The sequence below is a fragment of the Sphingopyxis sp. JAI108 genome (assembly GCF_013410105.1).
Classification (GTDB): Bacteria; Pseudomonadota; Alphaproteobacteria; order Sphingomonadales; family Sphingomonadaceae; genus Sphingopyxis; species Sphingopyxis chilensis.
The window spans coordinates 125303-147154 of the sequence record NZ_JACCCJ010000003.1 but is presented as its reverse complement, the minus strand read 5'-3'; the positions used below and the strand labels follow the sequence as shown (position 1 = coordinate 147154).

Below are 21852 nucleotides of genomic sequence, written 5' to 3'. Positions count from 1 at the left end.
GAACGGCAACGCCGTTCCTCCAATGATGGAAGCTGGTCAGGCGGCCTCACGCAGCTCCGGTTCCCCTGCGACTTCGGGCTGCGCGACAAGCGCCGCAATATTCTCGCTCCGCTCGACACAGCCGATACCGCCACGTTCGGTATAGCCGGACGGCGGGAAGGCGAACCAGCGGGGAAGCCAACCCTCGACCTTGGCGCGTCCGATGCCGCCGGTGAGGCAATCGACGAGGATGCCGCGCTGCACCTTGGCGGTCGCCCCGGCATTGGCCTCGGCGACGTCAGCGCCCGCGACCTCTGCAACAACAGCATTGAGCAATTGCTTGTCGCGAATGAGGTCGGGCAGCACGGTGGTATCGTTCCAACTGGTGCGCATGTCGGTGCCGGTAAGCTGGCCAAGCAATTCGACCTCCGCACTGCCGACCGCCAGCGTTTCGCCCATGACGACAGGAAGGATGCTCATCACCGCATCATCGGACAGCGCCGCCAAGCGGGCGTACAGACCGGCAACGCCATGATCGCCGTCATATCCGCCGACGACGGTTGGAGCTTCGGCATCGAACCCAAGCAGGTCGAGCACCGTCCGCCGCGCCTTGTCGAACGCCGCCTCGCTCGCCGACACCTCGACGCTCTCGGCGATGGCATCGCTCGCCGCGCGCTGCTTCTCGACATCGACCCGCCACAGCGGTGACTCGACGATGGCATGGATAACCATCATGCGAAGCGCAACGCCCGGTTCCGACAACAGCGATGCGCGGACGGCGCCATGGCGGTGCAGGTCGATATAGTTGCCGAGCGCCGCGCTGACTTCGGGGCGCACCGGCTTGGGGGTGTCTGCCTGTCCCTTGGCGCGCTGCCGCGCTTCCTTTTTGGTGATATAGCCTTCATGAAATGCGATCTCGCCGCGATAGCTGACAGACGCGTAGACCTTGCCGCCTTTCTTCTTCGGGCAGCGTTCATGCTCCCACGAATTGAAATAGGCCCCGCGATTCATGACGACGACATCGGCCCAGCCGTTATCGCGATAGAAGTCGGCCTGCTTCTCGACCTCGGCCATCTGCGCGGTCCAGAAAGCATCGGCATCGGCAAAATAGCTGTCTTCGCCGAACAGGTCCGAAATCACTGCGCCCCTATATTCGGCAAGGTCGAACATCGCGACCTTGGTCACAATCGCACTGCCGCCGAACAGCCATGCCTTGAGCTGGGTGCCGGTCGGGGCGTGCTTCTCGGGGCAATCGACCAGCGCCAGCCACTCGCGCTGCTGCGCCTTGGTAGCAAGCGTCAGGTGGCGCATCGTCACCGCATCGATCTTGTCGCTGCGATAGAGGGTGCGGATGCGGGGCAAGAGATTGCCGATGGCGAGCGTCCGCTTCACCTGCAAGCTGGTCAAACCGAATGTCAGGCCGATGTCCTCGATTCTCCGCCCTTCGCGAACAAGCCGGGTGAAGGATTCGCAGCGCGATACCTCGTCGGGGTCGAGACGGGCGATGTTTTCGATAAGCGATGCTTCGAGCGCCGCCGCATCGTCCCCGGCCTCCATGACCGCGCAGGGCAGCGGATCGATGCCGCCCTGTTCGTCGGCAATGGTCAGCGCCGCATGGTAGCGCCGCTTGCCCGCGACGATCTCATAGGCATCTTCCGCGCCATTGGGGCGAACGATCAATGGGACCAAAATCCCGCGCGCCCGCACGGACGGCAGGATGTTGGTGAGGTCTGGCTTCTTCGCAACGCCGCGCATGTTGGCGGGCGACACGACAAGCTGCGACAGTTCGATATGCTTGAGTTCCATGATAATCTCTCCTTTGCTCTTTCAAACCACCGCAGCCCCGGCTGAGCGGGGTGGGCGGCGAGAGCGACCGGAGAGGCCCGCCTGCAAGCAGGGCGCACCGCAGGCCGAAATGCAATGGAGGACCCCGCAGGGGTTGCGCCCTGCCGGGCGGGCCTCAGAGGAGATCGACCGGCCACCCCGCACGGCCGGAGGCCACGCCAGCGCGCGGCACGCGCGATGACCTCCGAGCGGAGCCAGGCTCCGGCCATTCGCGTCAGCGATCGTTACGGCGTCAGCCGACGAGACGGCGCGCAGCGGTGGCTCGGTAGAGCGAAGCGGAATAGAGCGCGGCCGCCGCAGGCGGGACGCCGAACCTGTTTGCCTTTCATGTGAAGCGGGAATTCTACTTCCCTCAGATAATCGTCCTCCACTCCGACTCGCGCCGGGTCTGCTCTGCTGAAAGGTTCTTGAGTGGGTGGGGATGTCCAATCAAAGTCGTGTTTTGGGCCAAACTGGCCGTTTCCGGTCAGGCTGCTTTTGGCGGGAAATTGAGAGAAGCGGACGCTGACCGTATGCCGGTCGGTTATGACCGGAATCCACCGGTCGCGGAAGCGATCTGCGACCCTTCCAACCCTTCGGAAGATCAACGCGCCGATCAACCACGCTGCACTAGGGCTCAGAAACGGCAAGAGCACTGCTTCCACCAACGCTGGCATGTTGCCAGCAATCAGCAAGGCCAAGGCCAACGCGATCGCAAATGCAAACTGCAGCATGGTCAAATCCGAGCGCGAGAAGGCCAACCCCTAAAGGGCAAGGACGACCTGTTGCCAAGACTAGGAACACTCTGCGGGTTCGACAACGCACCGACGGCTGGCTTTTCATTTTCAAACCAGTAACCCTTTGTAAACTATACAAAGTGACTATCTCCACCTGATAGGATGTGTCATTGTATCATTGTTGATGCGCCGGTAGCGGGAGCCGATTTGTCGGCAACTCCGGGAATATCTGGTGTCCCGGTTCCACGCGCCATCAATGGGCACTTTATGTTTTCGGCAGAGCACGACGTCGGGCCACGCGCGTCGCACCTGAAAGGCACAGGCGATGTCGCACGGGGTCATAATGAGGAGATCCACTAGCGGCAGACTGAGGACGAGGAGGACTGCTCAAAGCTAACCAAGCAACCGCAGGGATCATGAAAAAGTATAAATCAATTCTGAATTTGTTAAATTCAGGAGGCTGTGAACTATTATATTCTTAATGGCTGTTAACAATTCACTAAGACTCTTTCTTATAAAAATTGATTTGACGCCTCGAATTCCGATTCTTACCTATGTACATGAAATATAGTGATTCGGTCACTTACATATATGTCAACTAACCTTACATTAGTGTAAGCATACGTATATTTCAACGAAAATAGGGGTCGCCAAATGAATCATTACGTAAAACTCCATGGAATGGAGGTTGGAGCTTTGACTCTTTCGAAGCGGAAGAAGAGAATTCTCCTGGTCGGCTTGGCGATCGTTAGCACGGCCGGCGCTACCGCATCCGCAGCGCCAGCGACGGCTCCAACCCCTCCGCTCGCGGCCGGGGCGATTTCACCTGGCGCTCGCGTGTTCTCCGAACAGGCCAGCAAGCTTGGGGCCCAAAAATGCGCCCGGCTTTATTCGGTGCTGGGCGACTTGGTCTCGCAGGGCGCCGACTATGCGGTGCGCACCGAGACGAACAAACAAGCGCCCGACGCACATGTCGTTCAAGGCACCGTCGGCTTGACGTATAATCTGCCTGATCTGAAAGGAAAGGCAGCGGGGCTGGTCTTCGCCGCGCCCTCGGCGAAGGGCTGCGAGGGACATTTCGTGCGGGTCGCCCCCTTTCAAAAGCCGTGCCAGCAGGTTGTGAAGGATCTGCCGGCGGGGAGCATCTCCGCGGCCGACCTGTCGGGCGTTCCAGTCTATCAACTCGGCGGCGGACAAGGACAGGCGCTGATGATCGCGAGCGGCGCAAGCTGCGTGGTCGTTACCGTCACGCCGGGTAGCCAGACACCCTAGCCAGAAGCCGGCGTCCGCAGGCGCGGCTGTCGATCATTCCAACAAACCGCAGATTCCGGGCGTGCCTCGTCGCGCGGCGGCTCTCTCCCCATTTTAGCACCCGATATCATCGATCGGATCGGGCCAGAGCAGGAGAAATATCATGAGCAATTTCGAGACTGTATCGAACGGACGACGCAATGCGGAACTGGCACAAGGCTGGGTACTGGGCGCGGCAGGCATGGGCTGGACCCAGCGGCGCCGGTTGATGGCGGTGCTGCGTCGGGCACACCGTGTGCTCGGAGTGAACCGCGACCAGCTTGGACTGGGCGCCCTCGGCGGCGGCGGGATGGCCGCCGTGCTTGCGGTGGGCATGATGGCTCCGCAGGCGGCGTTCGGGCAGACCGTTATCGGTAATGGGGTGCTGACCAACACCGCCAACTGCACCAATCCCTCTGCAGGGAATCAAAGCACCGCCATCGGTTGTGGCAGCAACGTTACCGGCTCCGCCTCAACCGCAATCGGCGCCAACGCCGATGTAAATGGCGACAATGGCGTCGCGATTGGCACCGCCGCTACCGCGACGGGCAATGCTTCGATCGCCATCGGCTATGCGATGGGGGCCAGCGGCCTCAACGCCATAGGCATCGGTGTCTTTGCGAACGCAACCGGCGTCAACGCGCTCGCCGTGGGCGGAAACGCCCGCGCCATTGCGGATGGCGCATCTGCCTTTGGTGTCAACAGCACCGCCAGCGCGGCGAACGGGACTGCCATCGGTTCCACGGCCACCGCTAGCGGCGGCGCCGCAACGGCCGTCGGCGTATCGAGCCAGGCAACCAGCGCCAATGCTGTCGCTGTCGGCAGCTTGAGCCAGGCGACAGATAGTGCGGCCACCGCTGTCGGCAACGGCGCCAGGGCGACCGGCAACAGCTCGCTCGCGCTCGGAGCGCAGGCTTTAGCCATCGGCAGCGGTACCGTTGCTGTCGGGCAAGGCGCCGGCTCCGGATCCACCACCGGCAACGCCAGCTCGGTTGCGGTGGGCCTCGCATCCGGGGCGCTCGTGACCGGCGCGCAGAATACCGCCATGGGCGGCGGCATCGCCAGCGTGATGCGCGGCGCCGGCTCCGGCGTCACAGGGACACGCAACGTCGCTCTCGGGACCGGCGACGGGACCGTTGCCTATGACGCTACGCTCTCCGCCTCCGCAGGCAGCCTGGTCACCGGCAGCGACAACGTCGCGATCGGAACCAATGCCGGTATCGGCGTCGCCGCCAACGGCACCACATCGATCGGCCACAATGCCTTGGCCAGCCAGACCAACGGCACTGCGATTGGCTTTGGAGCAACCGCCACCGGCGTGAACGCCGTCTATCTGGGCGGACGCACGGGCGCCGGAACGGGTGCTCTCGCTGAGAGCGCCATCGCCATCGGGACGGACGTGACGGCAAATGTGGCCGACGCCACCGCGATCGGACGCCAAAGCGTGGCATCGGCCCAGTTCGCCGTTGCGATCGGGGTAAATTCCCGTGCGTCCGGCATAAGCTCGTCAACGCTCGGTCCCAATGCAAATGCTTCGGGTAACTTCGCACTGGCACTGGGTAATGCTGCTGTGTCCAGCGGAATTGGCTCGATCGCGATCGGGTCGGGCGCCGAAGGTACGGACATTGCCGCCGTAGCGCTCGGCAATGGCACTCGTGCGACCCTCGCGCGCTCGACGGCGCTCGGGGTAAGCGCTTTGGCGAGCGGCGCAAGCGCGCTGGCCATGGGCGACACCGCGACCGCGAGCGCCCAGAATGCGATTGCGGCCGGAACGAACGCGATCGCCAATTCGGCCGACTCGGTCGCCATCGGCACCAATACCACGGCCACCGGCGGCAAGGCGGTGGCGATCGGCGCGGGCAACGTCGCCAATGGCGACGGCGCAGTGGCGATCGGCGACCCCAGCACCGCGACGGGCGACGGCGCAGTGGCGCAGGGCAAGGACAATACTGCGACCGGCAATGGCTCGGTGGCTATGGGCAACACCAACATGGTCGGCGGGGGCGGACAGGCGATCAGCACGCCCGGCACGGCGGCGCAGGGTGCGGTTGGCATCGGCTATCAGAATACGGTGGTGGGCCAGGGCTCGGTCGCGATCGGCAGCACCAGCAGCGCGCTGGCGGCAGGCGCGGTCGCGTTCGGCGATACGGCGATGGCCAACAATGCCGGCGACGTGGCGCTAGGCAGCGGCTCATCGACTCTCGCGGCGGTGGGAACGGCGGCCGCCACGATCAACGGCACCAACTACGCCTTTGCCGGTACCACGCCCACCAGCACGGTGAGCGTCGGTGCGACGGGCAGCGAGCGGACCATCACCAATGTCGCGGCGGGTCGGATCAGCGGCGGCTCGACCGATGCGATCAACGGCTCGCAGCTGTTCGCGACCAACCAGGCGGTCGACAGCATCGGCACGCAAGTGACCCAGAATACCACTGACATCACGAACCTCGACGGGCGCGTGACGACCACGGAAGGCAACATCACCAATCTCGACGGCCGGGTGACGACCGTCGAGGGCGATCTCACCAACCTCGGCAACACGATCACCACCATCAACAATGGCGGCGGGATCAAATATTTCCACGCCAACTCGGTGCTGGCGGACAGCCAGGCGCTGGGAACGGACTCGGTCGCGATCGGACCGAACGCGGTCGCCAACAATGCGGGGGATGTCGCGCTCGGAAATGGTTCGACAACCGATGTTGCGGTGGCGACCACGGGTACGACGATCGGCGGCACCAACTATGCCTTTGCGGGCACAGCGCCGACGTCGACGCTGAGCATCGGTGCGCTGGGTGCCGAGCGGACGATCACCAACGTCGCGGCTGGCCGCATCGACGGCAGCTCGACCGACGCGGTAAACGGTTCGCAGTTGTTCGCGACGAACACGCAGGTGACGCAGAACACCACCGATATCGCCAATCTCGACGGGCGCGTGACGACCGTCGAAGGCGATGTCACCAATCTCGATGGCCGGGTGACCACTGTCGAGGGAGACATCGTCAATCTCGATAACCGCGTCACCACCGTCGAGGGCACCGTTACCAACCTCGGCGACGCACTCACCGAGATCGCCGGCGACACCTCGACCACTTACACGGACGCGAATGGCGATGGCATTCGTTATGCGCGTACCAATGAAACCGGCCTCGCAGAAACCGACGCTTTCGCGCAAGGCGTAGGGTCCACCGCACTCGGCTATCAAGCCGCGGCGACTGGCGCGAATACGGTCGCACTGGGCCGGGACAGCCAGGCCACCATCGACGGGTCGCTGGCGCTGGGATCGGGCTCGGTTGCCGATCGCGCGATTGCGCCGGTCAGCGGGACGATCCCGGCAGGCATCGGCTTCGTTCCCTATAATACCACCGATGCGACGCTGCTGGGCGCAGTCTCGGTCGGCAATGCCGCGACCAGCGAATATCGCCAGATTACGAATGTCGCGGACGGCACCCAAGCACAGGACGCCGTGACGCTGCGCCAGTTACAGGGCGCGATCTCCTCGGTCTCGGTGACACCGATCCAATATTTCCACGCCAATTCGAGCGCGGTGGACTCGCTCGCGGCAGGCTTGGAATCGATCGCGGTCGGCCCGACCACCGTGGTCAATGGCGACAATGGCATCGGCATCGGCAATGGCGCGATCGTCGACCAGACCGCGCCGGGCGGGACGGCGATCGGCCAGAACGCCCGGGTCAGCCAGGCCGACGGTATCGCCTTCGGCACCAACTCGATCGCCAACGGAATCCAGTCGATCGCGATCGGCCCCGGTGCCAATGCGAGCTTCGCGGGCAGCGTGGCGCTCGGTGCGGGCGCGACGACGAGCGTGGGATCGCGGACCGGCTATGCGGGCTATGGCCTCGCCGCGCCGCAAAATTCGGCGGGCGAGGTTTCGGTGGGCAGCGCGGGGGCGGAGCGGCAACTCACGAACGTCGCCGCGGGCTCGGCCCCGACCGATGCCGTGAACGTCAGCCAGCTCAATCAGGTCGCGCAGAATACTGCCACCAGCCTTGGCGGCGGAGCGTCCTATAATCCGACCACAGGCGCCTTTACCGGGCCGACCTATAATGTCGGCGGAAACACCTATAATAATGTCGGCGACGCGCTAGGTGCCCAGAATACGGCGGTCACCAATCTCGACAATCGCGTAACCACGGTCGAGGGCAACGTCACCAATCTTGGCGACAGCGTCGCGGCGGGTCTCGGGGGCGGCTCGACCTATAACTCGACGACCGGAACGGTCACCACGAACCTCAATGTCGGCGGCAATAATTATAACAACGTCAACGACGCGCTGCAGGCGCTGAACCAGACGGCGAGCGCCGGCTGGAACATCCAGGCCAATGGCGGGCCTTCGACGAATATCGCTTCGAACGGTACGCTCAACGTGACCGCGGGCTCGAATACGGTGGTTACGCTGAGCGGCAATCAGCTGCAAATTGCCATGGCCGACAATCCAACGTTCAATGGCGTGGTCAATGCCAATGGCGGCCTCAACGTGGGCGCCAACACCAGCGTCAACATGGGTGGCAATGTCGTCCAAAATATCGGAGCCGGCGCGATAAACGTCACGTCGACCGATGCAGTCAACGGATCGCAGCTCTACCCGATCCAGCAGCTGGCCAATAATTCGGTGCAATATGATGCGGCCGGCAACTCCGTGACGTTCAATCCGGGTGGATCCGCCACAACGCTGCACAATGTCGCAGCCGGCGTGGCGCCGACTGATGCGGTCAATGTCCAGCAGCTGGGCGACGGGCTCGCGAGCACGCTCCAGTCGGCCAACGCCTACACCGATTCGCGCTTGGCGAACTTCGAGTTCGATCTGGGTAACGCGCGGCGCGACAGCTTTGCCGGGACGGCGGGCGCGCTTGCCGCCGCGGGGCTTCCGCAGGCATTCGAACCCGGGCGCGGAATGCTCGCCTTCGGCGCGGGCACCTATCGCGGAGAATCGGCCTTCGCGCTCGGCCTGTCGCGGGTGATGGATGATGGCCGCACCGTCATCAAGGCCGGAGCGACCTATGACACGCAGCAGCGCGCCGGCGCCAATGTGGGGGTCGGGTTCCAGTTCTGATTTTCGTCCCTCATCGATCGCTCATTCCTCAAGGAGGATATTATGAAAACCAAGTTTTTCGCCGCCCTTTGCCTCTCGGGCGTCTGTTTGACGAGTCCGGCCCTGGCTATCGAAGAGGCGCCCCAGCCCGCATCGACCGCTCCCACCTATCAGGCGACGGTCGATCCCGCAGCCTTTCGGCCGGTGGTGCTTGAGCACAAGAAGCTGGGCGTCACCACCACCCCGGCCACGATTCGGCTGATCACGCCCGGCGTCGACAAGTTCAGCATCTATCCGCTGATCGGCGCGCCGCATTTTGCAGAAGGAATTACGCGACGATGGAATTATGTCCTGTTTTTCCCGGTCGCACCGGGAAGCACGGAACGCGTGCGCTGCCGCATGGAAATCCGGTTCGAGCGTCCGCGCGGGCACTATAGCGTCGTGGTGTCCGAGGTCGTCTGGCAGGAGCAATCCTGCGCCGACCGGGTTGCAGCGGCAAGCTGATTGGGCAAGAGGTGGCGTCATGCGCATAATCGTTCCTTTTGCCGCCTCTGTCCTTGCCTTCGCCAGCATCACCGCTTCGGCGCAGACCTTCGGCCCGCCGATCCAGGGGCTTTGCCTGCTCTCCCGGAATGGCGCTATCGCCGCGTCGCGGGCCGGCCAGTCGATGCAGGCACAGCTCAAGCAGATGCAGGGTGCGCTGTCGGGCGATCTCGCCCGGCAGCGTTCCTCGATCGATCAACAACGCCGAACGCTCGAGACGCGACAGAATTCGACGGCGCCAATCGAGTATCAGCGGCAGGTTTCCGCCCTCAATCAGCAAGCGCAGTCGATCGAACAGCAGCAAAATCTGCGATTCATTTCAGCACAAACGCGAGGACAGCAGCAGATCGACCAAGCTCTCAATGCGGCGTTGGGCCGTATGGTAACGAAAGCTAACTGCAGCGTCGTCCTCGAGCGCGATAATAGCTACGGCTGGAACAACGCGATGGATATCACGCCGGCCGTCACCCGCGAAATGGACGCCTTGCTTCAGAGCGTGGCGTTGCAATAACGAACCGGATAGATGGATTAGCGTGCGATGCGCTTGACCTACCGCCGTAAATTAACGTGATGCTCACCTCGACGGCCGATCTGGTCAGACATGCAGCGAAAACTGAAAAGCAGTGAGCTTGTGAGCTTCATGCTCCTGCTGGTGGCCCTATTGGTCCTCGCGCTAAGATAATGATCGAGCTGGGCGCGCGCTCCATAGGTCGAACGATAGCATTTTCTGTCAATTTTTTTGCGCGCAGGCCTCGACTTCAAACGCTTTGCCAGCCTGCCTCATGGTCCCTCGTCACGCCGGTAATTGGTAACATCTTGTTAACCAATTTGGCGCAAGCTCGGTTTGGGGGGCACGTAGGCGGCGCGAGCCGTGCGAATGGAGTTCTTCGCGGTGTTCGAATGCGATACGAAGCCCTCATCGGACCGTACGGTCGTCTGACGACCGGCGATTTGCCGTCTTCGCCCACCACCTATTGGGTGAGCCGACGCAAAGCCGAAGTGCTCGCCGCGATCGACGGCGGTTTGCTGACTGTCGACGAGGCCTGCAAGCGATATCGATTAAGTCTCGAAGAGATTTCCGCGTAGCGGCGCTCGCTGGCCCACGCCGGCGTTGCCGGACTTCGCATTACGAAGGACCACCGCTATCGCCACCCCTTGTAGTTTAAACCAGAAATGCCGCGCCACCCCCACCACTGGGCGCGGTATCGACGGCGCGAGGTAGTTGGTCCTCCTCGCGTCGTCCACGACGTGCGGCGATGCTGACCGAACGTCAGCCCTCGCTTGGAATAACTATGTGCGCGCTTACAATGGCCGTTTTAAGACGGGCGGTTTTTGGATCGAAATTGTGCGAAGCGGACATGGCGTTCACAGCTGACACGCTACACGATCGGACGTCTTGATTCGCCAATCCTAAGCCTCGCATCGGTTCATCCTCCTGTTACTCCAGACGTCTGAGGTCGCGAGACAGCGCCTCCCGTAGGCAGTTTGCGACGGCTCGAACGGGCGCAGATCCTTTCAAATCTGTGTGAAATGTGAGCCACACCTCGCGCCGTATTATTTCGTCGTCCGTGGCCCGCACGAGCTGAGGATCCGGCGCCGCGAGGAAGTCGGGTGCCAACACCACCCCACCGCCTGCCCGCGCCAGTGCCATCTGCAACTCGATCGTATTCGAGCGCAGGGCTAGTGGCGTTTCGCCGGCCAAGCGGCGTAGTGCGACCTGCTGTGGTGCGGCATCGAGAGCTTCGTCATAACCGATGAAACTGCGATCCGAGACGGCGGTATTCACAAGATAATCGGCTCTGCCATAGACGTGAAAAATTACCACTCCGACTTTCACGGCGGTGATGTCGCCCGCGGTCGGGCGACCGAACCTGATCGCGATATCGGCTTCCCGCTGGCTGAGCGAGGAATAGTGGGTTTCTCCCAAGATACAGATCAGAAGGTCGGGATGCTCATCGCGCAAGCGGACGATGGGATCGGCGAGCATGGCCGCCGCAAACGCAGGCGGAGCGCTGACCGTAACCTGACCCGCCACCTCGGACCGTTCCCCGCTTGCGGTGCGTTCTATCGCGACGGCCTGCGCCGCCATCTGGGCGGCCATGGCCGCGACCTGCTCCCCAGCCAGGGTCAGGGTGAGGCGTCTGCCGCGGCGATCGACAAGTCGCGCGCCGAGTTCTTGCTCCAGCGCCGCGATCCGTCGTGCCACCGTCGCATGATCTACGCCCAGCTCGCGGGCAGCAGCCGTAAGCGTGCCGCCGGTTGCCAGCGCGGCGAAGTGTTTCAGATGCTCCCAATCAGGCATTGTGCAGAATTTCCCATTCGATGGGCGTTCCTAAAGAATTTCATGAAGAAAGTCAGGCGCTACATATCCGCCAGGGCCGCATCGGGTGGCCCGGCGTCGCGGGGTACTCCGCGAAGTGGCAGAACAAGGTGCAGTGATGATACGGCAGGAAAGCGTCGCGATCGTGGAGCGTTTTTGGGCGGAGGTCTGGCAATCGCCGCAAAATCCGGAGGCGATCGACCACATGGTAGCAGAAGACTTCGTGATCACATCCGGCGGCAATGACATCGTCTCCCGGGCTGCGTTCAAGGCTTGGGTGATCAAGTTCGGTACCAAGGTCGACGATATGGATTTCGAGATCATCGAGAGCTTCCAGAGCGCTGACGGACGACGCGTCGCATCACGGTGGCGGCTGACCGGCCGAAACAACGGCTTGATGGGAACCGAGCCGAACGGCGCGCCGATCAACATGGTCGGTACGGCGATCTGGGAAGTCGGAGACGACGGCCTGTTGCGGCGCAACTGGGTCGAACGCAACGCCTGGGAGGTTTTCGGCAGCATCGCCGCGGCCGACAGGAACATCTTCTGAGAAAGAATAATCGATGAACTACATTAAGCTCGGATCGACCGGCCTCGATATCTCACGCCTGTGCCTCGGATGCATGACCTTTGGAGAGCCCGACGTGGGCGTACATGAATGGACGCTCGGCGAATCCGACAGCCGTCCGATCATCAAGCGTGCGATTGAACAGGGCATCAATTTCTTCGACACGGCCAACAGCTATTCAGCGGGCACGTCCGAACTGATCGTCGGCAAGCTGCTGAAGGAATTTACTCGCCGCGAAGAGGTGGTGATCGCCACCAAGCTGTTCTTTCCCGAGCGCATGCTCGAAGGAGGTGCCGCTCCGAACCGCAAGGGCCTTTCCCGCAAGGCGATCATGACCGAGATCGATGCGAGCCTGACGCGGCTGGGTACCGACTATGTCGATCTATACCAGATTCACCGCTGGGATTATGACACGCCGATCGAAGAAACGATGGAAGCGCTTCACGACATCGTGAAGGCTGGCAAGGTCCGTTATATCGGTGCCTCCTCGATGTTCGCCTGGCAGTTTGCCAAGGCGCAGGAGGTTGCGCGTGCCAATCGCTGGACGCCCTTTGTTACCATGCAAAACTATGTGAACCTGCTCTATCGCGAAGAAGAGCGCGAGATGATCCCTCTTTGTCGCGATCAAGGTGTCGGATTGCTGCCATGGAGCCCGCTCGCGCGGGGCCGACTGGCACGCTCAGCCGGTGAACAGACGAAGCGCACCGAAACCGACAGCTTCGGCAAGTCGCTCTATGCCGCCACCGAGGACGCGGACAATGCGGTGATTGGGGCCGTCGAACGGATCGCCCAAGCCCGAGCTTTGCCAATGGCCCGGGTCGCGCTCGCCTGGGTGCTGGCGAAGCCCGGCGTTGCCGCCCCAATAGTTGGCGCCTCAAAAGCGACGCAGCTTGACGATGCAGTCGCCGCCCTCGACGTCCGGTTGACCGACGAAGAGATCGACGTGCTGGAGGCTTGCTATGTGCCGCACGCCGTCGTCGGATTCGAGTGAGGCTGACGGGTTCCACCCCGCTCCTATTCCAATGACAAGATAACAGAGTAGGCCCGTTTGGTATGATTAGCTCGGGCAGATCGACACCGCCTATGTGCCTTACCCGGTCACGAGTTTCGACTGATCGACACAGAAAACCCAACATGCCGACCCGGACCGGTTTGAAAGGATAACATCATGCTGTTTCATGTCGAAATGATCATCGAAATCCCCCCGGATACCGATCCGGACAAGATCGCGAAGCTCAGCGCCGAGGAGACGGCGCTTGCCAAGGAACTCCAGCGGTCGGGCACATGGCGCCACATCTGGCGGGTCGTCGGCAAGCGGGCCAACATCAGCATTTTCGACGTGAAGGACGCGGAAGAACTCCATGCCATCCTGTCCGGTCTTCCCCTGTTCCCTTATATGCGGATTACAGTCGTCCCGCTTTGCCGCCACCCGGCCAAATATGATGGTACCGGGTGAAACAGGCCGCGAAGGCCATCGCGGTCAGCCTGTAGCGTTCGCAAGCCCGGCTGCCGAATATGCCGGGAAGTCCGTGTAGCCCACCTCTCCGTTCCGGGTGTAATAAGTCGCAGGGTCCGCCTCGGCCAACGGCCAGCCATGCTTGAAGCGCTCAACAAGATCGGGGTTTGCGATATAGGGTCTACCGATGGCGATCAAATCCACCAGCCCGGTGTCAAGCGCGGCCTGAGCACTCTTGCGGCCGCTGAAGCCGCCGCACCAAATGATTGCGCCGGGAAACATCGCCCGGACCCTGGCAAGCAGAGCATGATCGATATGACGATCCTTGAACTCGGCGCTGTCCATGTTTCCCTCTGGCATCAGCTGGTAGACCAGATGGACATAGGCCACGCCCCGGCGGCCGAGTTGCTCGCAAACATACAGCAATGTTTCCTCGACAAGAGGATCCGCCGGCATGGAGTTGAATCGGCCGAACGGTGACAGACGGACGCCAACGCGCCCCGGACCCAGTTTGCGTACCGCCGCGTCGACAATTTCCATCAGGAAGCGCGTGCGATCCTCCGGACGCCCCCCGCCGTAGCGGTCGGTGCGCGTGTTGAGCGCGGAGTTCATGAACTGGTCGATCAAATAACCATTGGCTCCATGAATTTCGACACCATCGAAGCCGGCTTCCCGCGCGCCGCAGAATGCCTCGGAAAAGGTGCCGACCAGCGCCGATATTTCCTCCGTCTCGAGGCGTCGGGGCGTACCCGCACGAATAAAGCCCAGCTTGCCGTCGGCGTCATGAGCAAAGACATCCGAATTTTCAGCCCGTTGCTCGGTCACCCCCAACGGAGCCTGACCATTTGGCAGGAGCGACGGATGCGCCATCCTGCCGACGTGCATGAGCTGCAAAAATATCGTTCCGCGGTTACGGTGAACTTCGTCGGTCACCAAACGCCAGCCCTGCCGCTGGGCTTCCGTGTAAATGCCCGGCATCATTGCGTAGCCTTTGCTCGAGGGAGCGATATTGGCTACTTCAGTGACGATCAGGCCGGCACTGGCCCGCTGTCCGTAATAACAAGCCATGAGACGGTTCGGAACATCGCCGTCGGACGTCCGTGTGCGGGTCATGGGCGCCATGACAAAGCGGTTTTTCAACGAAATAGCCCCATCGAGGGCGTATGGTTCGAATATGTCTGCCACAAATTTTCCTTCGGTCTGATTGGATCGAAGGTTTACCGCGGCGCGGTCATTCCTATCTACACACCGATTGGTGAGTGACGACGAATGAAGATTATCAAACGATTGCCGGCCTTGCCGGTCGAGCGCGCACTGGGTGTCCTGTCCGGGCGCTGGAAGGCGGTCATCCTTTATGCGCTGCTCGATGGTGCCCAACGGACGTGCGAGTTGGAGAAACGCATCAGAGGAATTTCGCAGAAGGTGTTGATCGACCAGCTGCAAGCGCTTGAGGAGCACGGCATGTTAAGCCGGCGGCCAAGCGCAGGGGATCGCCAAGGGATCGAATATCTACTCACTCCACTCGGGGAGAGCTTCCGGCCGGTCCTGGAGACTTTGAGCGAATGGGGCGCGCTCCATGCGAAGGATCTCGATGAAGCTCACAGGCTTTTGCCGTGCAGCGCGGTCGTTCACGGTCGCGACTGATACTCACGTGCACGGCCAACGACTGCTTTCAAGGGCCAAGTCAATTCAGTCCGAACGGCCGAGATCGGGCGCAAACCTGCCGATCTCTGCTTGAAAATGGATTGCTTCATGCAACAGACACGGCCGAGCCGAATCGGCCCTTTCGGTCTAGGGCTACGCGGGAGGGTGCCAATCTTGGCACCAAACTTCCTTGCTGGGACAGCATGGGAAATTAATTTCGACCCGAAAATCACCCGCCGGGAACCGACAGGAAACGACAAGAAACGACAGGAGACGACAGAGGCAGTTGGCACCATTTTTGGCACTCTTGCGCGATTTTTTCGGATCGCCAATTCTACACCCAGGGGAGCCCAACCGACGCCAGCCGATGGAGTGATTGCCATGCCCGTCTCCGAAAGGATCATCCGCCTACCGACCGTTCTCAATCGCACCGGACTGTCACGTTCCACCCTCTACCGTAAGATCGCCGAGGGCACCTTCCCGGCGCAGGTGCAGATCAGCGTCCATGGTGCCGGATGGTGGGAGTCGGCAATCAATCGGTGGATCGCCGACCCGCCCGGCTACCGCGCCGAAAATGACAATCGGCCCCTTGGCGATGGGCCGGTATGAAAAAGGACGAAGCGCCGCATTCGCGGCCGCTCACGGCCGCGAATGACAACTCTTCCTCACTTGCTCCTGCCGCCGTTGACGCGGCCTTGACGCGCATCGCAGAGGCGATCGGGCGGCACATCGCACGTGAGCATGTTCGCGCGCGGAAAGCCGCCAACGACAATGACGTCGCGCCGAAAAACCCGAAGGCGCCACAGCATTGACCATCGGGTGTTCGCGCGGGACACTGTCTTAACCGGCTGTGCGGGGCTTTGTCCCGCCACAAGAAAGGAAGACATGATGATCCGCGCCGCGCTCTACGCCCGCTATTCCTCCGATCAGCAGAATGCCGCGTCGATCGCCGACCAGCAGCGCATCTGCCGCGAGCACGCGGAACGCGAGGGATGGCAGATTGTCGGCAGCTTCGAGGATGCCGCCATCTCGGGCGCGAGCATGATCCTGCGACCCGGTGTCCAGAAGCTGCTCGCCGACGCACAGGGGGACAAGTTCGACATCGTGCTCGCCGAAGCGCTCGACCGGGTGTCGCGCGACCAGGCCGATGTCGCGACCTTCTACAAGCACCTTCAGTTTGCGCGGGTGCCGCTGATCACGCTCTCCGAAGGCGAGATTTCCGAGCTGCACGTCGGGCTCAAGGGAACGATGAATGCGCTGTTCCTAAAAGACCTTGCGAAGAAGACGCACCGCGGCCTGAGGGGGCGCGTCGAGAAGGGCTTCTCGGCGGGCGCGGTAGGCTATGGCTATCGTATGGTCCGGCGTCTCAACAGCGAAGGCGAGCTGGTGCGCGGTGAGCGCGAGATCGATCCCGCCGCGGCGCTGATCGTCGAGCGCATCTTCCGCGAGTTCGCGGCGGGCAAGAGCCCGCGCGCCATCGCCTGCGACCTCAACGCCGAAGGTATCGCCGGCCCGGCAGGAAAGCCGTGGCGCGACACGAGCATCCGCGGCGACGTGCGCCGGGGAACCGGTATCCTCAACAACGAGCTTTATGTCGGGGTTCGCGCCTGGAACCACAAGCATAGTGTGAAAGACCCGAACACCGGCAAGGAGGTCACCCGGCTCAATCCTGAATCCGAATGGATCAGGAATGCGGTTCCCGAGCTTCGCATCGTCAGCGATGCGCTCTGGGAAGCGGTCAAGCGTCAGCAGCAGGCGCTTGCTGAGCGCTTCGCATTGGTCAAGGAGGCCGCACAGTCGAGGAGCGCGCAAGGGCTGCGCCGTCCCGCCTATCTGCTCTCAGGTCTGCTCGAATGCGGCTCCTGTGGCGGAACCTATGCCGTCGTCGTCGGCGATCGTTATGGCTGCGTCGGCCATCACCGCAGCCGCACCTGCACCAATAACCGGACGATCCGGCGCGAGGCGCTGGAGCGCCGGGCGCTCGCGGGCATCGCCGAAAAGCTGGTGTCGGCCGACAAGATCGAGGCGGCGGTTGCCGCCTATGCGAACCATATCAACCGCGAGAACCGTGAACGGCGCATTCAGGCTGATGCCGATCGGCGGGCGCTCGCCAGGGTCGAAAAAGCGGTTGCGGGCATCATGGCGGCTATCGAGGATGGGCTGTATCAGCCTTCCATGAAGGCGCGCATGGCCGAACTCGAACGCGAACGCGTCGAGATCAACGCGCGGCTTGCGGAAGCGCCGCAGGAGGTTCCCGACGTGCATCCCGGCATTGCGGAGATCTATAGGCGCAAGGTCGCAAGGCTCGCCGAAGCGCTTGGCGATCCCGACATGCGGCTCGACGCCTCAAGCGACATCCGCTCGCTCGTCGGCAAGATCGTCCTTCATCCCGGCGACAGGCGCGGGGAGGTCCACGCCACCCTCCATGGGTCGCTGATGGGCATCCTTGACTTTGTGAACGACAATCCGCAGCCCGACAACAGCCGAGTTATAACAAAGGTGTCCTTGGGTTCGCCGGGATGACGAGATAAGGATCAGGGGATGGCGGGGGACAAGACGAACATCATCAGCCCGGCCGGCTACGCCGCGCTGCGCGCTGAATATGACGCGCTGCTGGGCGACGAGCGGCCGAAGCTGGTCGACGTGATCAGTTGGGCCGCGGGCAACGGCGACCGCAGCGAGAATGGCGATTATATCTATGGCCGCAAGCGGTTGCGCGAGATCGACCGGCGGCTCTCCTTCCTCGCACGGCGGATGAAAGCGGCGCGCGTCGTCGATCCCGCCGAGCAGCCCGACAAGGGTCGCATCTGGTTCGGCGCCACCGTCGAACTCGCCGACGACGACGATGCGAGGCGGATCATCACATTGGTGGGCGATGACGAGGCGGAGGCCGGCGAAGGCCGGATCGGCTGGAACAGCCCGCTTTCCCGCGCGCTGCGCGGCGCGGCGGTCGGCGACCTCAGGACCGTCCAGCTTCCCGCCGGGCCCAAGGAGTGGGAAGTGATAGCGGTCAGCTATCCCGCGGGCTGATTGACCGCACGGCTCTCTTTCCTCGCGTCAGGGCTGCAACAGCGCGGGAACGATCCAGATTGCCGACAGGACAATCACAACCGCTGCCAGTGAAAAACCCAGCACATAGCGGACATTATGCCCCTTCACCCCGCTGCTCGCCTCGGTCTCGGACACCTCGACATGGTCATCGACGACTTTCATGGTTCGTCTCCTTTTCTGGTCCGCTTAATACGCGGCCCGGCCCGGCGCGGTTCCCGCGCGCCCCGCGGGAATATGCCAGAGGGTCTGTAAGCCGGGTTCTGTCCACCCCTTGCGGGGATAGGCGATCATTCCTCTAGGCGGACGGTTACCCGAACGCTCAAGCAGTCAACCCGGACGGCGGGGCCGGAACCGGCCCTGGATAAATCCGTGCCATCCCTATTCGACCTTGCTCCCGGTGGGGTTTGCCGTGCCGCGTCCGTTACCGTCCGCGCGGTGCGCTCTTACCGCACCCTTTCACCTTTCGCCGGGCCGAGGCCTTGGGCGGTCTTCTCTCTGTGGCACTTTCCCTGAACCGGCCCGAAGGCCGGCCCGCCGGACGTTATCCGGCACCGTGGTTTCCGTGGAGCCCGGACTTTCCTCCCCCTCGCTTGCGCGAAGCGGCGATCGCCCGACCCTCTGGCGAGAAGCAATATAGGCCTTTCGGCCCGCCTTGACGAGTCAATTGCCTTCGGGCTGCGGCAGCAGCAGCGCGAGCAGGATCGCGCGGCATTCGCCGCAGATCGTACCGTCGATCAATTCGGGGCGGAACCGCCGCTGGAAGGCGACCGTCGCCGCGAAGCCGTCGGTCACGTCATAGCCGAAGCGTTCGAGCGCCAGCAGGAAGCCCGCATCGGTCCACAGCGGATCGGTAAGCTTTTTGGTCGGGCGCGGCAGCGCGAGGCGGCGGCGCGCCAGCTCCTCCCAGGGGAACAGCTCGCCCGGATCCTGCTTGCGCGTCGGGGCGATGTCCGAATGGCCGACGACGTTGCCGCGCGTGATCGCATAGCGATCCTTGATCATGTGAACGAGCCGGACGACCGACGCGACTTGCGGGTCGGGAAAAGGCACATAGCCCCATTCGTGCCCGGGATTGACGATCTCGATCCCGACGCTCGCCGAGTTGATGTCGCTGATGCCGCGCCAGTGCGACTTCCCCGCGTGCCAGGCGCGCTTGTCCTCGGGCACCATATGGGTGATCTGGCCATCTTCGCTGACGACATAATGCGCCGACACCTTGGATTCGGGATTGGCAAGCCAATCAATGGCTTCTGCGCCGCTCTTCATGCCGGTATAATGCAGCACGATCATCGAGATGGGCAGCGCGCGCTCGTCGAAATTGGGAGACCAGCGTTCGATAAAATCGCTCATGCGCTCCGGGGACCCGTCCTGTACTTGCCAAGCCGTCGATTGCGCCACTGGCGCGCAAAAAGCAAGGTCAGGCGGCGGCCGCGCTGCGTACCTGCTGGTCGGCGGGCTCATAAAGGCCGCGCAGCCGCGGGCTCGCGACGAACTGGTCGGTCTGCCCCAGCACCGTTTCGCCCGCGCCGAGCACGAGGAAGCTTTGCGGCGCCGCCATCGCGCGCAGCCGCGCAAAGGCCTTCTGGCGCATCGGCGCGGAAAAATAGAGCAGCAGGTTGCGGCAGAAGATGAGGTCGGCGGGACTGGCCAGCGGCGGCCGGTCGGTCAGCATATTCTGCACCGAAAAATCGATCCGGCGGCGCAGGTCGGCCTTGGCGAGCCAACCGCCCTCGGTCTGGTCGAACCAGCGCACCATGCGCTGAACCGGCAAACCGCGCTGGATCTCGAACTGGCTGTAGAGGCCAACGCGCGCGCGGCCGATTGCATGATAGCTGACGTCGGTGCCGACGATATCGACCTGCCAGCCCGCCCATTTGTGGCCCTGCTCGGCGATCAGCATCGCCATCGAATAGGCTTCCTGCCCCGTCGAAACGCCGCAATGCCAGATCGTCAGCCGCCGGCGCTGCTTGTTGATCTCGCGGATTTGTTCAAGTGCAGTCGCAGCTATTTCATCGAAAACGCTGTATTCGCGATAGAAATATGTTTCGTTATTCAGCATCGCGTCGACCGTGTCGTCGAGCAGCCCGCGGCTGGTCGAGGTGACGAGCGCCGCGACCAGCGCGTCGAGATCGGCGATGCCGTGACGCTGCATCACGGGTTTGAGCGACATTTCGATCCGCCAGATGCGGTTCGGCGAGAGCGTCTGGCCGGTGCGCGATTCGAGCACGCCCATCAGGACGCGATAGGCCGATTCGCTGGCGCTGCCGCCCATCATGGCTTGCGCCGCCCTTGCCCGCGTCCCTGCAGGAAGCTGCCGAGCAACAGCGCGATCGCATCGGGGTTGAGCGTCGCCGCCGCGATGCCCGATTTCGCCACCGCCCCGGGCATCCCCCAGATGACGCAACTTTCGGGCGCCTGCGCAAAGATCGTCCCGCCCGCTTCCTTCAGCCGCGATGCCCCGATCACACCGTCGCGACCCATGCCGCTGAGGATCACGGCGATGCCGCCCTTGCCATAAACGTCGGCGACCGAGTCGAGCATTGGGTCGGCGGACGGGCAACAGCCATTGTCGACCGGGCGATGATCGAGCGCGATCTCGCGGCGCCGACCATTGGCCACGACGATCAGATGCGCGTCGCCGGGAGCGAGATAGATGCCATTCGGCTCGACCGCCATCCCCGCTTCCGCGACGCACACGCGGCGCGCCGTCATCATCCCGATCTGCTTCGCGTAAAATTCCATGAAGGCGTCGGGCAAATGCTGGGTCAACAGGATCGGCGCGCTGATCCGCGGATCGAGGTGAGCGAGGAAGTTGGTGAAGGCGGGAATGCCGCCCGTCGATGCCGCTACCGCGATGCACTCGACCGGCTGGTCGGTATCGATCGCGAGCGCGACCGGCGCCGGCGCCTGACGTTCGGCGACAGGCACCGGCGCCGGATGATCCTGCAGATGGCCGAGCGTCATGATCCGCTCGGTCAACACCTCGGCGAAACGCCCCGAAAAGCTTCCGCGTCCCGGTTTGGCAAGCGTGTCGCTGGCGCCCAGCGCAAGGGCTTCGATGGCCGCGGGGCCGCCTTCGACACAGTTCGACGAGAGGATGAGCACTCGCGCCTTTTCGGCCCGTTCCAATATGTGCGGCAGCGCGTCGATTCCGTTCATGCCCGGCATCTCGACGTCGAGCACGACGACATCGACGGGCTCGCGCGAAAGATAGTCGAGCGCGTCGTGCGCCGAAGCGACCGAGGCGCAGATCTTGAGACCCGGCCGCTGGTCGACGATCCGTTCGAGGATGCTGCGAACGACGAGGCTGTCATCGACCAGCATCACGCGCACGGTGCGGGCGGTCGGCTCGATATCCGGAATTCGGGGTTGCGGCTGGGCCACGGGCAA

At 62.9% G+C, this 21852-nt stretch carries 21 protein-coding genes and 1 other RNA gene; 13 read left to right on the top strand and 9 right to left on the bottom strand.

What is annotated here, in order from left to right; all coding sequences use genetic code 11:
- Positions 1–36 precede the first annotated feature (36 nt).
- Complete coding sequence (locus HDC29_RS15335) at positions 37–1785, bottom strand: ParB/RepB/Spo0J family partition protein (protein WP_179499161.1); 1749 nt, start codon at positions 1783–1785, stop codon at positions 37–39.
- A 263-nt stretch (positions 1786–2048) separates the two neighbouring features.
- On the bottom strand, positions 2049–2537 hold the full coding sequence (locus HDC29_RS15330) for a hypothetical protein (RefSeq protein ID WP_179499160.1): 489 nt from the start codon (positions 2535–2537) through the stop codon (positions 2049–2051).
- 657 nt (positions 2538–3194) lie between these two features.
- On the opposite strand from HDC29_RS15330, the gene HDC29_RS15325 reads away from it, so the two are divergent.
- From HDC29_RS15325 to HDC29_RS19415, 5 genes are all read left to right on the top strand, one after another.
- A complete protein-coding gene (locus HDC29_RS15325) occupies positions 3195–3812 on the top strand; it encodes a hypothetical protein (RefSeq protein ID WP_179499159.1) in 618 nt (205 codons plus the stop codon).
- A gap of 142 nt (positions 3813–3954) precedes the next feature.
- The gene (locus tag HDC29_RS15320; RefSeq protein WP_179499158.1) at positions 3955–8901 is read left to right on the top strand and encodes a YadA-like family protein; all 4947 of its coding nucleotides are present in this window, start codon (positions 3955–3957) and stop codon (positions 8899–8901) included.
- A 42-nt stretch (positions 8902–8943) separates the two neighbouring features.
- On the top strand, positions 8944–9384 hold the full coding sequence (locus tag HDC29_RS15315) for a cell envelope protein SmpA (protein ID WP_179499157.1): 441 nt from the start codon (positions 8944–8946) through the stop codon (positions 9382–9384).
- A gap of 19 nt (positions 9385–9403) precedes the next feature.
- Complete coding sequence (locus HDC29_RS15310) at positions 9404–9934, top strand: OmpH family outer membrane protein (RefSeq protein WP_179499156.1); 531 nt, start codon at positions 9404–9406, stop codon at positions 9932–9934.
- 170 nt (positions 9935–10104) lie between these two features.
- Positions 10105–10509, top strand: coding sequence for a DUF1153 domain-containing protein (locus HDC29_RS19415; protein ID WP_306455591.1), 405 nt, complete (start codon positions 10105–10107; stop codon positions 10507–10509).
- Between the two features lie 352 nt (positions 10510–10861).
- On the opposite strand, the gene HDC29_RS15300 is transcribed toward HDC29_RS19415, so the two are convergent.
- Positions 10862–11725 (bottom strand): LysR family transcriptional regulator, encoded by an 864-nt coding sequence (locus HDC29_RS15300; protein ID WP_179499154.1) that lies wholly within the window; start codon positions 11723–11725, stop codon positions 10862–10864.
- Between the two features lie 136 nt (positions 11726–11861).
- On the opposite strand from HDC29_RS15300, the gene HDC29_RS15295 reads away from it, so the two are divergent.
- From HDC29_RS15295 to catC, 3 genes are all read left to right on the top strand, one after another.
- Positions 11862–12293, top strand: a complete 432-nt coding sequence (locus HDC29_RS15295; RefSeq protein ID WP_179499153.1) for an ester cyclase — start codon at positions 11862–11864, stop codon at positions 12291–12293.
- 13 nt (positions 12294–12306) lie between these two features.
- The gene (locus tag HDC29_RS15290) at positions 12307–13302 is read left to right on the top strand and encodes an aldo/keto reductase (RefSeq protein ID WP_179499152.1); all 996 of its coding nucleotides are present in this window, start codon (positions 12307–12309) and stop codon (positions 13300–13302) included.
- A gap of 177 nt (positions 13303–13479) precedes the next feature.
- Positions 13480–13767 (top strand): muconolactone Delta-isomerase, encoded by a 288-nt coding sequence (catC, locus tag HDC29_RS15285; protein ID WP_179499151.1) that lies wholly within the window; start codon positions 13480–13482, stop codon positions 13765–13767.
- Positions 13768–13791: 24 nt separating this feature from the next.
- Here the strand turns inward: catC and HDC29_RS15280 are convergent, their stop codons facing one another.
- On the bottom strand, positions 13792–14952 hold the full coding sequence (locus HDC29_RS15280; RefSeq protein ID WP_179499149.1) for an alkene reductase: 1161 nt from the start codon (positions 14950–14952) through the stop codon (positions 13792–13794).
- Positions 14953–15036: 84 nt separating this feature from the next.
- Between HDC29_RS15280 and HDC29_RS15275 the strand changes: the two genes are divergently transcribed.
- The 5 genes from HDC29_RS15275 (at position 15037) to greB (ending at position 18441) form a co-directional block, all read left to right on the top strand.
- On the top strand, positions 15037–15411 hold the full coding sequence (locus tag HDC29_RS15275) for a helix-turn-helix domain-containing protein (protein WP_179499147.1): 375 nt from the start codon (positions 15037–15039) through the stop codon (positions 15409–15411).
- A 381-nt stretch (positions 15412–15792) separates the two neighbouring features.
- Positions 15793–16020, top strand: a complete 228-nt coding sequence (locus HDC29_RS15270; RefSeq protein WP_179499342.1) for an AlpA family transcriptional regulator — start codon at positions 15793–15795, stop codon at positions 16018–16020.
- Entirely contained in the window at positions 16017–16223 is a 207-nt protein-coding gene (locus HDC29_RS15265; protein ID WP_179499146.1) for a hypothetical protein, read from the top strand. The genes HDC29_RS15270 and HDC29_RS15265 overlap by 4 nt, the downstream gene beginning before the upstream one ends.
- 73 nt (positions 16224–16296) lie before the next feature.
- Entirely contained in the window at positions 16297–17934 is a 1638-nt protein-coding gene (locus HDC29_RS15260; protein WP_257018320.1) for a recombinase family protein, read from the top strand.
- An 18-nt stretch (positions 17935–17952) separates the two neighbouring features.
- The gene (greB, locus tag HDC29_RS15255) at positions 17953–18441 is read left to right on the top strand and encodes a transcription elongation factor GreB (RefSeq protein WP_179499145.1); all 489 of its coding nucleotides are present in this window, start codon (positions 17953–17955) and stop codon (positions 18439–18441) included.
- Positions 18442–18468: 27 nt separating this feature from the next.
- Here greB and HDC29_RS15250 read toward each other — a convergent pair whose 3' ends face one another.
- The 5 genes from HDC29_RS15250 to cheB form a co-directional block, all read right to left on the bottom strand.
- Entirely contained in the window at positions 18469–18624 is a 156-nt protein-coding gene (locus HDC29_RS15250; protein WP_179499144.1) for a hypothetical protein, read from the bottom strand.
- A 71-nt stretch (positions 18625–18695) separates the two neighbouring features.
- Positions 18696–19084, bottom strand: an RNA gene (rnpB, locus tag HDC29_RS15245) — RNase P RNA component class A.
- Positions 19085–19122: 38 nt separating this feature from the next.
- Positions 19123–19812 carry an N-acetylmuramoyl-L-alanine amidase gene (locus tag HDC29_RS15240; protein WP_179499143.1) on the bottom strand — a complete coding sequence of 230 codons (690 nt, stop codon included), beginning with the start codon at positions 19810–19812 and terminating at the stop codon, positions 19123–19125.
- A gap of 67 nt (positions 19813–19879) precedes the next feature.
- The gene (locus HDC29_RS15235; RefSeq protein WP_179499142.1) at positions 19880–20737 is read right to left on the bottom strand and encodes a protein-glutamate O-methyltransferase CheR; all 858 of its coding nucleotides are present in this window, start codon (positions 20735–20737) and stop codon (positions 19880–19882) included.
- Complete coding sequence (cheB, locus tag HDC29_RS15230) at positions 20734–21846, bottom strand: chemotaxis-specific protein-glutamate methyltransferase CheB (protein ID WP_179499141.1); 1113 nt, start codon at positions 21844–21846, stop codon at positions 20734–20736. The genes HDC29_RS15235 and cheB overlap by 4 nt, the downstream gene beginning before the upstream one ends.
- Between the last annotated feature and the right edge of the window lie 6 nt (positions 21847–21852).